The sequence below is a fragment of the Streptomyces sp. NPDC101237 genome (assembly GCF_044767465.1).
In the GTDB taxonomy this organism is placed as follows: Bacteria; Actinomycetota; Actinomycetes; order Streptomycetales; family Streptomycetaceae; genus Streptomyces; species Streptomyces gramineus.
Window position 1 is genome coordinate 199,311 of record NZ_JBIWNY010000008.1, and the last position, 15,604, is coordinate 214,914.

The 15,604-nt window shown below is 72.6% G+C and carries 15 protein-coding genes; 10 read left to right on the forward strand and 5 right to left on the reverse strand.

What is annotated here, in order from left to right:
* Positions 1–106 precede the first annotated feature (106 nt).
* From ACIRQ9_RS15385 to mscL, 6 genes are all read left to right on the forward strand, one after another.
* Positions 107–1,711 (forward strand): potassium/proton antiporter, encoded by a 1,605-nt coding sequence (locus ACIRQ9_RS15385; RefSeq protein ID WP_404172209.1) that lies wholly within the window; start codon positions 107–109, stop codon positions 1,709–1,711.
* A gap of 278 nt (positions 1,712–1,989) precedes the next feature.
* A complete protein-coding gene (locus ACIRQ9_RS15390) occupies positions 1,990–3,282 on the forward strand; it encodes an MFS transporter (RefSeq protein WP_404172212.1) in 1,293 nt (430 codons plus the stop codon).
* Between the two features lie 67 nt (positions 3,283–3,349).
* On the forward strand, positions 3,350–3,676 hold the full coding sequence (locus tag ACIRQ9_RS15395; RefSeq protein ID WP_404172215.1) for an FmdB family zinc ribbon protein: 327 nt from the start codon (positions 3,350–3,352) through the stop codon (positions 3,674–3,676).
* Positions 3,677–3,776: 100 nt separating this feature from the next.
* Positions 3,777–4,610, forward strand: coding sequence for an S-methyl-5'-thioadenosine phosphorylase (locus tag ACIRQ9_RS15400; RefSeq protein WP_404172218.1), 834 nt, complete (start codon positions 3,777–3,779; stop codon positions 4,608–4,610).
* 153 nt (positions 4,611–4,763) lie between these two features.
* Positions 4,764–5,411, forward strand: a complete 648-nt coding sequence (locus ACIRQ9_RS15405) for a hypothetical protein (RefSeq protein ID WP_404172221.1) — start codon at positions 4,764–4,766, stop codon at positions 5,409–5,411.
* Between the two features lie 138 nt (positions 5,412–5,549).
* A complete protein-coding gene (gene mscL, locus ACIRQ9_RS15410; protein ID WP_404172224.1) occupies positions 5,550–6,068 on the forward strand; it encodes a large conductance mechanosensitive channel protein MscL in 519 nt (172 codons plus the stop codon).
* 19 nt (positions 6,069–6,087) lie between these two features.
* On the opposite strand, the gene ACIRQ9_RS15415 is transcribed toward mscL, so the two are convergent.
* Positions 6,088–6,267 (reverse strand): hypothetical protein, encoded by a 180-nt coding sequence (locus ACIRQ9_RS15415; RefSeq protein ID WP_351321116.1) that lies wholly within the window; start codon positions 6,265–6,267, stop codon positions 6,088–6,090.
* A 110-nt stretch (positions 6,268–6,377) separates the two neighbouring features.
* Here ACIRQ9_RS15415 and ACIRQ9_RS15420 point away from each other — a divergent pair, with 110 nt between their 5' ends.
* From ACIRQ9_RS15420 to ACIRQ9_RS15435, 4 genes are all read left to right on the forward strand, one after another.
* Positions 6,378–7,616 carry a low temperature requirement protein A gene (locus tag ACIRQ9_RS15420; protein ID WP_404172227.1) on the forward strand — a complete coding sequence of 413 codons (1,239 nt, stop codon included), beginning with the start codon at positions 6,378–6,380 and terminating at the stop codon, positions 7,614–7,616.
* 39 nt (positions 7,617–7,655) lie between these two features.
* Complete coding sequence (locus tag ACIRQ9_RS15425) at positions 7,656–8,681, forward strand: P1 family peptidase (protein WP_404172230.1); 1,026 nt, start codon at positions 7,656–7,658, stop codon at positions 8,679–8,681.
* A gap of 163 nt (positions 8,682–8,844) precedes the next feature.
* Positions 8,845–10,068, forward strand: coding sequence for an Ig-like domain-containing protein (locus tag ACIRQ9_RS15430; RefSeq protein WP_404172233.1), 1,224 nt, complete (start codon positions 8,845–8,847; stop codon positions 10,066–10,068).
* A gap of 157 nt (positions 10,069–10,225) precedes the next feature.
* Entirely contained in the window at positions 10,226–10,972 is a 747-nt protein-coding gene (locus ACIRQ9_RS15435; RefSeq protein WP_404172236.1) for a DUF6227 family protein, read from the forward strand.
* Positions 10,973–10,995: 23 nt separating this feature from the next.
* On the opposite strand, the gene ACIRQ9_RS15440 is transcribed toward ACIRQ9_RS15435, so the two are convergent.
* From ACIRQ9_RS15440 to ACIRQ9_RS15455, 4 genes are all read right to left on the reverse strand, one after another.
* Entirely contained in the window at positions 10,996–11,247 is a 252-nt protein-coding gene (locus ACIRQ9_RS15440) for a hypothetical protein (protein ID WP_404172239.1), read from the reverse strand.
* 107 nt (positions 11,248–11,354) lie between these two features.
* Positions 11,355–13,442, reverse strand: a complete 2,088-nt coding sequence (locus ACIRQ9_RS15445) for a fructose-specific PTS transporter subunit EIIC (protein WP_404172242.1) — start codon at positions 13,440–13,442, stop codon at positions 11,355–11,357.
* 256 nt (positions 13,443–13,698) lie between these two features.
* Positions 13,699–14,646: a 1-phosphofructokinase gene (gene pfkB / locus ACIRQ9_RS15450; RefSeq protein ID WP_404172475.1), complete on the reverse strand. Its 948-nt coding sequence runs from the start codon at positions 14,644–14,646 to the stop codon at positions 13,699–13,701.
* 47 nt (positions 14,647–14,693) lie between these two features.
* Complete coding sequence (locus ACIRQ9_RS15455) at positions 14,694–15,455, reverse strand: DeoR/GlpR family DNA-binding transcription regulator (RefSeq protein WP_404172245.1); 762 nt, start codon at positions 15,453–15,455, stop codon at positions 14,694–14,696.
* Between the last annotated feature and the right edge of the window lie 149 nt (positions 15,456–15,604).

Here is a 15,604-nt window from a genome sequence, read left to right on the forward strand (position 1 = left end):
CCTGACGCGCCTTGACGCGGTGTCGGGAACCGGCGGGCGCGGGCGTTCGATCCTGCCTCGCCGAACGTCAAGAAAGCGTCAAGAGTTAGGTAAGGTAACGAAGTACTTGGGCGCGGAGCACCGCAGCCTCGGTCCTGTACGTGAGCTTTCGCGTCGCCCGCGCGCGAGCCGAGGAAGGGAACCGCCACTGACTGTCCAGCACCTCAACCAGCTCCTGCTCGTCTGCTCGCTGGTCCTCCTCGTCGCCGTGGCGGCGGTCCGGATCTCCTCGCGCAGCGGGCTCCCCAGCCTGCTCGTGTACCTGGGGATCGGCGTCCTCATGGGCCAGGACGGCATCGGCGACGTCCGCTTCGACAACGCCGAACTGACCCAGGTCATCGGATACGCGGCCCTGGTCGTGATCCTGGCCGAGGGCGGTCTCGGCACGAAGTGGAAGGAGGTCCGACCGGTCCTCGCCTCGGCGTCCGTGCTGGCCCTGGTCGGGGTCGGCGTGAGCGTCGGGATCACGGCGGCCGGCGCGCACTATCTGGTGGGGCTGGAGTGGCGGCAGGCGCTCATCATCGGGGCGGTGGTCTCCTCCACGGACGCGGCGGCGGTGTTCTCCGTGCTCCGGCGCATTCCGCTGCCCGCGCGCGTGACGGGCACCCTGGAGGCGGAATCCGGCTTCAACGACGCCCCGGTGGTCATCCTGGTCGTCGCCTTCTCCACCGCCGGCCCGGTCGCGCACTGGTACGTCCTGGTGGGCGAGATAGCGCTGGAACTGGCCATCGGCGCGGCCATGGGCCTCGCGGTCGGCTGGCTCGGCTCCTGGGGCCTGCGGCACGTGGCGCTGCCCGCCTCCGGCCTCTACCCGATCGCCGTGATGGCCATCGCGGTGACCGCGTACGCCGCCGGCGCGCTGGCGCACGGCAGCGGGTTCCTCGCCGTCTACCTCGCCGCCATGGTGCTCGGCAACGCCAGGCTGCCGCACTGGCCGGCCACGCGCGGGTTCGCCGAGGGGCTCGGCTGGATCGCCCAGATCGGCATGTTCGTCCTGCTCGGCCTGCTCGTCACCCCGCACGAACTCGGTGACGACGTCTGGCCGGCCCTGATCATCGGCCTCGCCCTGACCATGGTCGCCCGGCCACTGAGCGTGATCATCAGCCTCGCGCCGTTCCGGGTGCCCTGGGGCGAGCAGATCCTGATGTCCTGGGCCGGCCTGCGCGGCGCCGTCCCCATCATCCTGGCGACGATCCCGATGGTGAACGGCGTCGACACCAGCCACCGGATCTTCAACATCGTCTTCGTCCTGGTCGTCGTCTACACGCTCGTCCAGGGGCCGACCCTGCCCTGGCTGGCCCGCAAGCTGCGGCTCGGCGACGAGCAGGACGCGGCCGACCTCGGCATCGAGTCCGCGCCGCTGGAACGGCTGCGCGGGCACCTGCTGTCCGTCTCGATCCCGAAGGGGTCACGGATGCACGGCGTCGAGGTCAACGAGCTGCGGCTGCCCGCGGGCGCGGCCGTCACCCTGGTCGTCCGCGACGGAAAATCGTTCGTGCCGCTGCCCACGACGGAGCTGCGGCGCGGGGACGAACTCCTCGTGGTCGCCACCGACCCGGTGCGCGACGCGACCGAGCGCCGGCTGCGCGCGGTCGCGCGCGGCGGCAAGCTGGCGAGCTGGCTGGGCACGAACGGCACGACGGGAGCGGGGACCGGGTCCGGGGCGCGTTAAGGGCGTGTTTCCGATGATTCACACCCTGGCCAATCCCAGGTGAACGCCCCTCGTGGTGCCCGTTTTCACAGGTGTCAGAGGGGTCCGGCCCTGTAGGATGAAAGCACCCTGATCGAACCAACTCTGCCTGACGCAGAGCTGGCGCGACCGTATGGCGGCCGGATCGCTCCTCCCTGTGGACGCCGGTATCTACCGCAGTTCCGCGCAAGAGGACAGCTCTCGGCGACGCCCCCCTATCCGAAGGGGCCGCGCTACCAGGCGGCAGAAAGGCACGGGCCGTGGAATCCACGGTCACCACCGAGCCGTCGGAGAACGCGGCGACGCCGCACCGCCCGGGATACGGACAACTGCTGCGCACCCGCGGCGCCTGGACGTTCCTGCTCCCCGGATTCGCGGCGCGCCAGCCGTTCGCGATGCTCACCATCTCGATCGTGCTCCTCGTACAGCACACGACCGGCTCGTACGGGGCCGCCGGCGCCGCCGCCGCGGTCACCGGGGTCTCCATGGCCCTGTTCGCCCCGTACAGCGGCCGCCTCGCCGACCGCCACGGGCAGCGCGCGGTACTGATCCCCGGCGTGCTGGTCCACACCGTGTCGGGCCTCGCCTTCACGGCGCTCGCGCTGGCGCACGCGCCCCTGTGGGCGCTGTTCGTGGCCGCGGTGCCGACCGGGGCCTCGGTGCCGCAGATCGGCCCCATGGTGCGCGCCCGCTGGGGCGTGCGGCTCCAGGACTCGCCCCTCATGTCCACCGCCGCCGCCTTCGAGTCCGTCACGGACGAGCTGACCTTCGTCTTCGGCCCGCTGCTCGCGACCGCCCTGTGCACCACCGTGACCCCGGCCGCGGGCCTGGTCACCGAGGCCGCGCTGACCCTGGTCGGCGGTCTCCTCTTCGCGGCGCGGAAGAGCACCCAGCCGCAGGTCACCGGCGCCGGCCACGCGCGCGTGCGGCACGCCTCCGCGCTCCGCGTCCCGGGCGTACGGGTGCTGGTGGCCGCCTTCCTCGGCATCGGATCGGTCTTCGGCGGCATGCAGGTCTCGCTCGCCGCGTTCACCGAGTCGATCGGCGAGCCCGGCCTCAACGGCGTCCTGTACGGCACCTTCGCCGCGGGCAACATGCTCTCCGGCGTCGTCTGCGGCGCGATCGCCTGGAAGGCCGCGCCCCACCGCCGTCTGGTCGTCGGCTACACGGCGCTCGCGCTCACCGCGTCGGCGCTGTGGACGTCCCACTCCGTGCTCGTGCTGGCCGGCCTCGGACTGCTGGTCGGCATGTGCATCGCGCCCGCGCTGATCACCGGCTACACGCTGGTCGAGAGCCTGGTCCCGGCCGGTGCCCGCACCGAGGCCTTCACCTGGCTGACCGGCGCGGTCGCGCTCGGCCAGGCGGCCGCCGTCACGGTCGCCGGGCAGCTGGAGGACCGCCTGTGGGGCGGCGCCGGTTTCCTGGTGCCGATGGCGGGCACGGTGCTCGCGCTGGTGACCCTTCTGGCCCTGCGCTCGCGGCTCGTCACCCGGCCTCGGAACCGTACGGTCGCACGTGGCGTCGGTCACCGCGTGCCGGTGACGGTGGACTGATCCCCGGGAATACGTCACTATGGACCGTCGTTAGCACTCATCGAGTGAGAGTGCCAGGAGGAAGACAGTGCCGACCTATCAGTACCAGTGCACCGAGTGCGGCGAGGGCCTCGAGGCGGTGCAGAAGTTCACCGACAACGCCCTGACCGAGTGCCCCAACTGCGGTGGCCGCCTGAAGAAGGTGTTCTCCGCCGTCGGCATTGTCTTCAAGGGCTCTGGTTTCTACCGCAACGACAGCCGCGGCTCGTCGTCGAGCAGCAGCCCCGCGTCGAAGCCGTCGGGCTCCGGCTCGTCGAGCACGTCGTCCGACACGAAGTCGTCCTCGACCTCGTCGTCGAGCACGTCCTCCTCGGGCTCGACGTCCTCCGGCTCGGCGAGCACCTCCGCCGCCTGAGAGACCTTCCCAGGACCCCGCCGTCCCAGCGACGGCGGGGTCCTAGGCGTTCCCGGACACCGGGTCCGGCCCGCCGCGACGGCCCGCTACTGTGCTGAGCATGGTGAACGCAGAGATCGGCGTAATCGGTGGCTCCGGCTTCTACTCCTTCCTGGACGACGTGACCGAGATCCAGGTCGACACGCCCTACGGGCCGCCCAGCGACTCCCTCTTCCTCGGCGAGATCGCCGGCCGCCGGGTCGCCTTCCTGCCCCGCCACGGACGCGGCCACCATCTGCCGCCGCACCGCATCAACTACCGGGCCAACCTCTGGGCCCTGCGCTCCGTCGGTGTGCGCCAGGTGCTCGGCCCGTGCGCGGTGGGCGGTCTGCGCCCCGAGTACGGACCGGGCACGCTCCTCGTGCCGGACCAGCTGGTGGACCGGACGAAGTCCCGGGCGCAGTCGTACTTCGACGGCCTGCCGCTGCCCGACGGCACCGTGCCGAACGTGGTGCACGTGTCGGTGGCCGACCCCTACTGCCCCACCGGGCGGACCGCGGCGCTCAAGGCCGCGCGCGGCCGGGACTGGGAGCCGGTGGACGGGGGCACGCTGGTCGTGGTCGAGGGCCCGCGGTTCTCGACCCGCGCCGAGTCGCTGTGGCACCAGGCGCAGGGCTGGTCCGTGGTGGGCATGACCGGCCATCCCGAAGCGGCGCTCGCCCGTGAACTGGAACTCTGCTACACGTCGCTGACGCTGGTCACGGACCTGGACGCGGGCGCCGAGACCGGCGAGGGCGTCTCCCACGACGAGGTCCTGCGAGTGTTCGCGGCCAACGTGGACCGGCTGCGGGGCGTGCTGTTCGACGCGGTGGCGGCCCTGCCGGACACCGCGGACCGGGACTGCCTGTGCACGAGCGCGCTCGGCGGCATGGACCCGGGGTTCCCGCTGCCGTAGCGGTCCGGGGTCCGCCGCCGCAGGGGCGGAACTCCTCGTTCGGGTGGCGGAGTTGTCCACAGCCCGTGGGTGACCCACAGGCTCCGGCGCGTTCCGGCGCACGGCCTCATCGTGGCCGTGCAAGCCGATTCCTCGTCGCAGGTGGTGATCCGCATGTCCGTCCCTCCGTCCTCCTCGCCCTCCTCGCCGTCCTCGCCGTCCTCGCCCTCCTCGCCGTCCTCGCCCGCCTTTCCGCTTCCGCCTCCCGCACCGGCCGTCCCTGCGCCTCTGCGTGTCCCGCGCCCGCTGGGCACGGACGCCCCCGCCACCTGCGAGGTCCCGCACTTCGACCCGGTGCGGGTGGGAGGTGCGAGCCGTCGGCTGGGGCGGCTGCTGCGGCACCGCAGGCGGGCCCTGGCGGCCGGCCTGGCGGTCACGGCGGCCGCGCTGGTCGCGGCCGGGCCCGGGGCCGCCACCGATCCGCCGCGCGCCGAGCGGTCCCGGAAACACCCGGCCACCCAGCCGGTACGGCGGCACGCGCCGCCCGTGGACATGGTGACGGCGCCGGTGCGCATCGCCGACGCCGCCACGGTCCGCCTGCTGCGTCCCGGCGACCGGGTGGACGTCGTGGCCGCCGGGGACCCCGCGACGGGCGGGACGGCCCGGGTGATCGCGCGCGGGGTCCGGGTGACGGAGCTGCCGGAGGCGGCCGAGGGCGCCGCGGAGAGCGGGGCGCTGGTCGTGCTCTCGGTTCCGCACAAGCTGGCGGCCGGGCTGGTCGGCGCGAGCGCCACGGCACGGCTGGCGGTGACGATGTGCTGACCATGCTGGGGAGATTTCTTGGCCGAATCCTGTCAAGTCTCTCGTTCGAGCGAACCCGTTGGGCAGGATGGCCGCATGGTGACGTAGGTTGCGGAGCGCTTTGTTCCCCACCCTGTGCATGCGAGGAGAGTCCCCTAGGTGATCAAGAAGAAGGAACCGGGCATCTGGCACGGCTTCAAGGCCTTCCTGATGCGCGGCAACGTCGTCGACCTGGCGGTCGCGGTGGTCATCGGCGCCGCCTTCACCAACATCGTGAACTCGGTGGTGAAGGGGCTCATCAACCCGCTGGTGGGCGCGATCGGCACGAAGAACCTCGACAGCTACAGCTCGTGCCTGAAGGATCCGTGCACGCTAAACGCGGACGGTTCGGTGAAGACGGGCATCCCGATCATGTGGGGATCCGTCCTCGGAGCCACCCTGAGCTTCGTGATCACCGCCGCTGTCGTGTACTTCCTGATGGTCCTGCCGATGGCGAAGTACCTGGCACGGCTGGAGGCCCGCCGGAAGGCGCGCGAGGGCACGCACGAGGTCGTCGAGGTGACCGAGCTGGAGGTCCTCAAGGAGATCCGCGACGCCCTGGTCGCGCAGCGCGTCGCCGGTCAGAACGGCGGCGGGACCGCGCGGGGCGGCGGCGCTCCCGGGCAGGACTGGCGCTAGCCACGCCGCCGCGGGCGGTTCAGAGGTGGTGGGGCGGCTTCTCGTCGAGGAAGCGTTTGAGGTCGGCCGCGGAGTCCCCCGCCGGCCGCTCGCCCCAGCCGCCGTCCGTGTCGTCCGAGGACTGCCGGTCCAGCGGGTCGTCGAAGATCAGCGCGGCCTTCGGGTCGCGCGGCTCGGGCTCGGGGGCGGCGGTGGTCATGGCTCAAGGGTACGGCTGCGGGCCGGGCGCACCGGCCGCCGCCTCCGCTCCCCCGCCCTGCGTGATCACCCCCACAAGCTTTCGGGATCCTTTTCTGCTGTGCTGGACGCATGACGTCGAGTTCCGCTCCGGCGCCCGCTTCCCAGGGCGCACCCCCGCACCTCCGGCCGCTGCGCCCGCTCACCGCGCGCGGGCGCCACGAAGCCCACCGCGTGGCCTCGCCGCTGGAGCTCTTCTTCGACCTGTGTTTCGTGGTGGCCATCTCGCAGGCGGGCGGCGAGCTGGTGCACGCGATCGCCGAGGGGCACGCGGGCCAGGGCGTGCTGAACTACGCGATGCTCTTCTTCGCCATCTGGTGGGCGTGGATGAACTTCAGCTGGTTCGCCTCGGCGTACGACAACGACGACGCGCTCTACCGGATCGTCACCCTGGTCCAGATCGCCGGTGTCCTGGTGCTGGCGGCCGGTGTCTCGCGGGGCTTCGCCGACCACGACTACACGGCGGTGTGGCTCGGGTACGTGATCATGCGGGTGGCGATGGCCGCCCAGTGGCTGAGGGCCGCGCGGTCGGCGGAGGGCCCCGAACGCACGATGGCGCTCCGGTACGCGGGCGGCGTGCTGCTGTGCCAGGTCGGCTGGGCGGGCCTGGTGCTGCTGCCGCAGGACGCGCGCGCCTGGCTGTACCTGGCGATGGTGATCGTGGAGATGTGCGTGCCGCTGTACGCGGAGCGGCGGCACACCACCTCGTGGCATCCGCACCACATCGCCGAACGCTTCGGCCTGTTCACGATCATCGTGCTCGGGGAGACCATCGCGGCGGCGACCGTCGCGGTGAAGTCGGCCCTGGCCGAGCACGACGCGCTCGCCGAACTGCTGCCGATCGCCGCGGGCGGTCTGCTGATCGTCTTCTCCGCGTGGTGGATCTACTTCGTGGTGCCCATCCACGGCCATCTGCGCTCCAACCGGCAGTCCTTCCTGTGGGGTTACGGCCACTACGTGATCTTCGCGTCGGCGGCCTCGATCGGCGCGGGCCTGGAGGTGGCCGTGGAACAGGCGGTCGGCGCGGCGCACATCTCGACGGCGTCCGCCTCGGCGGCCGTGACCGTGCCGACGGCGCTGTACCTGCTGACCGTGTGGGGACTGCACTCGCGGTACTTCAAGGTCGGCGTGGCCCAGCAGTCGGTGCTGCCGGTGACGTCGCTGCTGGTGCTCTGCTGCACCTTCCTGGGCGACTGGGCGGTGCCGGCGGCGGGTGCGGTGTGCGCGCTGGCGGTGGCGACCGGGACGATTCTGACGGCCCGTACGGCCGCGGCGGGACACCCGACGGAGGCGACCCCGGGCGCCTCCTGACGCTCCGGGAGCGGGGCGTCCTGGGCCAGACTGACGGGCATGACAGTTGACGCGTTGACGGACGTGGCCGGAGTACGGGTGGGACACGCGTCCCGCAGCGGCGGCGGCTGGCTCACCGGGACGACGGTGGTCCTCGCACCCGTGGGCGGCGCGGTCGCCGCGGTGGATGTGCGCGGCGGCGGCCCGGGCACCAAGGAGACGGACGCGCTCGACCCGCGCAACCTGGTCCAGCGGGTGGAGGCGATCGTGCTCACCGGCGGCAGCGCCTACGGGCTGGACGCGGCGTCCGGGGTGATGGCCTGGCTGGAGGAGCGGGGACGCGGGGTGCGGGTGGGGGCGGATCCCGCGCACGTCGTGCCGGTGGTGCCCGCCGCCAGCGTCTTCGACCTCGGCCGCGGCGGGGACTTCCGGGCCCGTCCGGACGCGGCCATGGGGCGCGCGGCCGTCGAGGAGGCCGCGGCGAGCGAGGCCGGGGCGCCGGTGCGGGAGGGCTGCGTGGGGGCCGGGACGGGAGCCGTGGCCGGGGCGCTGAAGGGCGGAGTGGGCAGCGCGAGCACGGTGCTGGAGTCCGGGATCACGGTGGCCGCGCTGGTGGTGGCCAACGCCGCGGGCGCGGTGCTGGATCCCGGCACGGGCGTGCTGTACGGGGAGTTGTACGAGGGACGCGTGCGGTATCCCGAGGAGCGGGTGCAGGAGGCCGCGCACCGACGGCTCGCGGAGGCCGCCGCCGCCAACGGGCTCCCGCCGCTCAACACCACCCTCGCGGTGGTGGCGACCGACGCCGACCTCTCCAAGGCGCAGGCGCAGAAGCTGGCCGGGACGGCACACGACGGCATCGCGCGCGCCGTACGGCCGGTGCACCTGCTGCACGACGGGGACACGGTGTTCGCGCTGGCGACCGGTGACCGCCCGCTCGGCACCGGTCCGCTCGCGCTCAACGAGATCCTGGCGGCCGGCGCGGATCTGGTCACGCGCGCCCTCGTGCGCGCCGTACGGGCCGCCGAGCCGGTGGCGGGACCGGGTGGAGCATGGCCGTCCTACCAGGAGTTGTACGGGCCGCGATGACCGCGGCCGGGGGCGTGCCGGACACCCGCGCCCTCGCTGATTGTCCCGGTTCTGTCACGTGATGGGGTTCCCGGCCGTTCGGCGGAACCCGGACCCGCCCCGGCACCCTCTCTCTCCACGCATCGGAGCGGAACACGCACATCACACGAACTGGGAGCAGCCCGTGACAAGGCCGGACATTGCAGCGCGGCGCGGACTGGGGGCCTGTGCCGCCCTGATGGTCGGCGCCCTCGCCCTGACCGGGTGCGGCGGCAACGCCAGCGCCAAGAGCAATGACAGCAAGGGCGATCCGGACAGAGCGGCCAGGACGTCGGCCGCGAAGATCGCGATCTCGGCGAAGGACGGGTCGACCGGCGCGTCCATCAACACGACCGGCGTGCGGGTCAGCGGCGGCAGGCTGACGGTCGTGAAGATGACCGTGGCGGGGTCGGGGCAGGCCGTGGACGGCACCCTCTCGGCGGACGGCGGCACGTGGAAGCCGAAGGAGCAGCTGGAGCGCGGCACGAAGTACGAGATATCGGCGACCGCCAAGGACTCCAAGGGACTCACGGCGGCGGCCAACTCCATCTTCACCACCGTCAATTCCTCGAACAGCTTCATCGGGACGTACACGCCCGACGACGGGACGACGGTCGGTGTCGGGATGCCGGTGTCCTTCACCTTCGACAAGGCCATCAGCGACAAGAAGGCCGTGCAGTCGCACATCACGGTCACGTCCAGCAGCGGCCAGCAGGTGGTGGGGCACTGGTTCGGCGCGCAGCGGCTGGACTTCCGGCCGCAGGAGTACTGGAAGGCCGGCTCCAAGGTCACGATGAAGATCGACCTGGACGGGGTCCAGGGCGCGAACGGCGTCTACGGGGTGCAGAAGAAGACGGTGACCTTCACCGTCGGGCGTGCGCAGGTCTCCACGGTGGACGTGAACACGCAGACCATGACGGTGGTCCGGGACGGCGCCACGCTCAAGTCGGTGCCGGTGTCCACGGGCAGCCCGCAGCACACGACGTACAACGGCCAGATGGTGATCTCCGAGAAGTTCACCCAGACCCGGATGAACAGCCAGACGGTCGGCCTCGGCGGCGAGTACGACATCCCGGACGTGCCGCACGCGATGCGTCTGACCCAGTCGGGTACGTTCATCCACGGGAACTACTGGTACAACAAGGGCAACCCGCCGTTCGGCCGGGAGGGCACCAGCCACGGCTGCGTGGGGCTCGCGGACGCACAGGGCGCGCAGGGCGCCACGACCGCCAAGTGGTTCTACGACAACTCGCTCATCGGGGACGTCGTGATCGTGAAGAACTCCCCCGACAAGACCGTGCAGCCGGACAACGGGCTCAACGGATGGAATCTGTCGTGGAACGAGTGGACCGCCGGAAGCGCGGTCTGACCGGCCGGTTTTGACGGATCGACGGGTCGCGCGGGAACTTTTCGCGCGGCCCGGGTGTTTTCCCGGCGTACGTTTTCTCGGTTCCCGGACATGATGTCCGACCGAGGGGCTACGGTATGCACCCACAAGGTGACATGCAGCAACGCCGGGAGAAACCTTGAGCGTTCCGTACGAGACGGCAGCGTACGAACCAGCCGAGTCGCCCGAGTCTCCGGAGGAGCATCTCGCGCGGCTCCTCGGCCGTGCCCTGAACTCCTTCGAACTGCCCGACGAGGCCGTGAGGCAACTGGACTGCGCGCTGGCGCACGACAGTTCGCTGCACTCCGCGCACCACAGCGCGGGGCTGCACCGGGAGACCTACCGGCACACCTGGCTGCTCGCGGACGGCTCGGCGGTCACTCTGTGGGAACTCGTGCACAACACCGCGCCGGGCAGCGACCCGCAGGCCGAGGTGTACGTCGACGAGGAGGAGCTGCGGGCCGCGACGGCGCGGCTGCCGCTGTCGCCGGACACCCCGGACTTCGAGCTGCCGGTGCTGATGACGCTGGCGGCGGTCCCCGAACCCCGGCACGTGTACGTGCCGGACGACTCGGCGGATCACGCGCGCCGACTGCTGCGCCGGGCGGAGAACCCGGACCGGCCGGACCCGGAGACGGCGCACACGCTGGAGACGGCGTTCGCGCACCAGATCACCCAGGCGTTCGGGAGGCCGGGGCGGGCGGGCCGTACCGGCCTGAGTTTCTCGCTCTACGAGCACGCGTTCCTGCTGAGCGACGGCCGGGAGCTGTCCCTGTGGGAGGTCGAGCACACGGCGACGCCGGACGGCCGGCACATGTGCGAGGTGTATCCGTCGGAGAGCGCGGCCCGGCAGGCCATGGAGCGGCGGGCGGCCCGGATGTCCTGAGGGGCCCGGCAGGCTGCCTCGCGTCAGCGGCCGCCGAGTCGGCGCACCAGGCCGGCGAAGGCGTCCTGTTCGGCCGGGGTGAGTTCGACGGCTTCCTGCGGCGGACCGGTCAGGAACCGGTGCGACCGGGCCGGAAGGACACGGCCAGGGCCCCCGGCGGTGCCACCACGGCGGGTGTGACGCACCACGCGGGCCAGGACGACCGTCCAGACGACGGTCGCCAGGACGAGGGCGGTCACCCCGATCAGCTGGAGGGGCGCGACATGCTCGGACATACACCCCAGTACACACCACGGTCCGGGCCGTCGGCCCGGACCGTGACGTATCTCGCAGGTGCCGCGAACAACTCACAGCACACCAAAGGGACAAGAAGCCGCGGGCGTCAGGCCGCGACGGGCTGCTGGGTCTCCTTCGCGGGGGTGGCCGGGCCGGTCGCGGAGCCGTCCGCCGGGGTCCGCGGGACCGGCTTGCGCAGGCTCTTGAGGACGACGACCAGAGCCGTGGAGACGCAGACGCCGGCGGCGATGGCGATCAGGTAGAGGAACGGGTTGCCGATCAGCGGGACCACGAAGATGCCGCCGTGCGGGGCACGCAGGGTGGCGCCGAAGGTCATCGACAGGGCGCCGGTGAGCGCGCCGCCGACCATCGAGGAGGGGATGACCCGCAGCGGGTCGGCGGCCGCGAACGGGATCGCGCCCTCGGAGATGAAGGAGGCGCCGAGCACCCAGGCCGCCTTGCCGTTCTCGCGTTCGGTCGCCGTGAAGAGCCTGCCCCGCACGGTGGTGGCCAGGGCCATCGCGAGCGGCGGGACCATGCCGGCCGCCATGACCGCCGCCATGATCTTCATCGCGGAGTCGCTGGGGTTGGAGACGGCGATACCGGCGGTGGCGAAGGTGTAGGCGACCTTGTTGACCGGGCCGCCGAGGTCGAAGCACATCATCAGGCCGAGCAGCGCGCCGAGCAGGACGGCGTTGGAGCCGCTCAGGCCGTTCAGCCAGTCCGTCATGCCCTTCTGGGCGGAGGCGATGGGCTTGCCGACGACGACGAACATCAGGAACCCGACGATCGCGGAGGAGATCAGCGGGATCACCACCACCGGCATGATGCCGCGGACGGCCGCCGGGATCCTCACCTTCTGGATCGCCAGCACCACACCACCGGCGAGCAGACCGGCGACCAGGCCGCCGAGGAAGCCCGCGTTGATGGTGGACGCGATCATGCCGCCGACGAAGCCGGGCACCAGACCGGGCCGGTCCGCCATGCCGTAGGCGATGTAGCCGGCCAGCACCGGTACCAGGAAGCCGAAGGCCACGCCGCCGATCTGGAAGAGCAGGGCGGCCCAGCTGTCGCTCTGGGTCCAGACGAAGTGGGTCATGACCGAGGGCGCGGACTTGATCTCGTAGCCGCCGATCGCGAAGCCGAGGGCGATCAGCAGACCGCCGGCCGCGACGAACGGGACCATGTAGCTCACGCCGGACATCAGCCACTTGCGCAGCTTGGTGCCGTAGCCCTCGCTCGCGTCCCCGGCGCGTTCGACGGGCGTGGACGGCGCGGCGCCGGAGGTCACCTCGCCGCGGGCGGCCCGTTCGCGAACCTCGCCGATCAGCTCGGCGGGGCGGTTGATGCCCGCCTTCACGCCGACGTCGACGGTCGGCTTCCCGGCGAAGCGGTCCTTGTCCCGCACCGGCACGTCGTGCGCGAAGATCACGCCGTCCGCCGCCGCGACGACCTCGGGGTCGAGCCGGGTGAAACCGGCGGAGCCCTGGGTCTCGACGACGAGTTCGACGCCCGCCTCGCGGCCCGCGTTCTCCAGGGACTCGGCCGCCATGTAGGTGTGGGCGATACCGGTGGGGCAGGAAGTGACGGCGACGATCCGGAACGGCCGCCCGGCGGCCGGGTCCGCGTCGGCGCCCTGAGCCTCGGAGGCCGCCGTGGGGGCCGCCGCGGCGCCGGCGGAGGCCGCCGCCGGCGTCGCGGCGGTGTTCGGGGAGGCGTCCGCGCCACCGGCGGCCGCGGCCTCGGCGGGGGTCTCGTCGCCGCGGATCAGCGCCGCGGCCGTCGCCGCGTCGTCCGCCGACCGCAGCGCGTCCGTGAACGCGCCGTTCATCAGCTGCCGGGCCAGTGCGGACAGGATCGTGAGGTGGGCGTCGTCGGCACCGGCCGGCGCCGCGATCAGGAAGACCAGGTCGGCCGGGCCGTCCGCCGCACCGAAGTCGATGCCCGCGGCGCTGCGTCCGAAGGCGAGCGTCGGCTCGGTGACGTGGGCGCTGCGGCAGTGCGGGATGCCGATGCCGCCGTCGAGGCCGGTCGGCATCTGGGCCTCGCGGGCGGCCACGTCGGCGAGGAAGCCCTCCAGGTCGGTCACCCGGCCCAGGGCGGCCATGCGCTCGGCGAGGGCGCGCGCCGCCGCCTCTTTGGTGTCGGCGGACAGGTCGAGATCGACCAGGTCCGCGGTGATCATGTCGCTCATCGCGGGCTCCTTTGCACGCGTATCGCCCAGGGCGTGGGGTGGGCGGTTCTGGGGACGGGGGTGCCGTGGGGGGCGGAAGGGGAAAGGGAGGCGGGACCGGGGAAGCCCCGCCCCCCGGGGACGCCGGGGCGGCTCAGGGTGCCCCGGCGGCCCGTCGGCGCGGCGAGTAACGAGGACGCGTCCCGCCGCTCGTGGGCCGGTGGTCGGCGGACAGCGCCGGGGAGGAGCGCCGCCGCGTGCGGGGCCGTACAGGCGTTCATGACACCGGCTCCGTCAGTTCGCGGTCGAAGGGGACGAGGTCGGTGACGGTCACCGCCGTGGGGTCCAGGTCGGCGGGGGTGGGCATCACGCTGCCGGGCAACTGGACGGCGGCGGCGCCGTGCGCGACGGCGGAGGCGAGGGCCTCGGGGCCGCTGCCGCCGGCGACGAGGAATCCGGCCAGGGAGGAGTCACCGGCGCCGACGTTGCTGCGGACGGTCTCCACCCGGGCGCTCGCGAACCAGGCTCCGGCGTCCTCCACGAGGAGCTGGCCGTCGGCGCCCAGGCTCGCGAGGACGGTGCGTGCGCCCATGGCACGCAGTTCCTCGGCCGCCTTCAGCGCGTCGCCGACGGTCGCCAGGGGGCGTCCGACGGCCTCCGCGAGTTCCTCGGCGTTCGGCTTGACCACGTCCGGGCGTTCGCGCAGTGCTTCCTGGAGCGCGCGCCCCGAGGTGTCCAGCGCGATGCGGGCGCCGCCGGCGTGCGCGCGGGCGACCACGTCGGCGTACCAGGACGGGGCGAGCCCGCGGGGCAGGCTGCCGCAGCACGCGATCCAGTCCGCATCGCGCGACTGCTCGCGCACCGTCTCCAGGAGCAGTTCCTGTTCGGCGGGCGAGAGGTGCGGACCCGGCGCGTTGATCTTGGTGAGCACTCCGTCGGACTCCGCGAGGGCGATGTTGGAGCGGGTGGCTCCGGCGACCGGGACCGGCGCGACCTCGATGCCCTGCGCGTCGAGCAGCTCGGCGACGAGCGCGCCGGGCGCACCGCCCAGCGGCAGCACGGCGACCGTGCGCCGGCCGGCCGCCGCGACGGCGCGGGAGACGTTCACGCCCTTGCCGCCGGGGTCCATGCGTTCGCCGCCGGCCCGGATGACCTCGCCGCGTTCCAGCGCGGGGATCTCGTAGGTGCGGTCCAGGGAGGGGTTGGGGGTGACGGTGAGGATCATGGCCGTACCGCCGGTGCCGTCCGTCGCGTTCGCGCTGTCCGTGGTGCTCATGCTCGTACTACTTCCGTGCCGCCGCGCTCGATGCCGGCGGCGTCCTCGGGGCTCAGCCCGCTGTCGGTGATCAGCAGGTCCACGTCGCCCATGTCGCCGAAGCGGGCGAAGTGTTCCTGGCCGTGCTTGGCGGAGTCGGCGAGCAGGACCACCCGGCGGGCCGCGGCGACGGCCGCCCGCTTGACCGCGGCCTCGGCGAGGTCGGGGGTGGTCAGGCCCTGGTCGGCGGAGAAGCCGTTGGCGGCGACGAACAGGACGTCCGCGCGGATCTCGCCGTACGCGCGCAGCGCCCAGGCGTCCACGGCGGCGCGCGTACGGTGCCGTACGCGCCCTCCGACCAGGTGGAGCTGGATGCCCGGGTGGTCGGCGAGCCGGGCCGCGATCGGCAGGCTGTGCGTGACGACCGTGAGGGACGCCTCCAGCGGGATGGCCGCGGCCAGGCGGGCGACCGTCGAACCGGCGTCGAGGATCAGGGTGCCCTCGGCCGGCAGTTCCGGGACGGCGGCCTTCGCGATGCGGTCCTTCTCGTCGGCCGAGGTGGACTCGCGTTCGGCGAGGTCCGGTTCGAAGTCGAGGCGGCCGGCCGGGATCGCGCCGCCGTGCACCCGGCGGAGCAGGCCGGCGCGGTCCAGGGCCTTCAGGTCGCGGCGGATCGTCTCCGCGGTGACCTGGAACTCCTCGGCGAGCGACACGACGTCCACCCGGCCGCCGTCACGGGCGAGCCGGAGGATCTCCTGCTGTCGCTCCGGTGCGTACATGCCCTGCGCCTCCACTCGACTGTACGTCCGGTGCACGTCCGGCTCGTGTCCGACCACTTCTGACTGATGCCCGAACGTGTGGTTTCGCTGGGAGGCTACGCCCGGATTTCCGGAAAGTAAACAGGTTCGGGCTTCAACCGGACATGTTC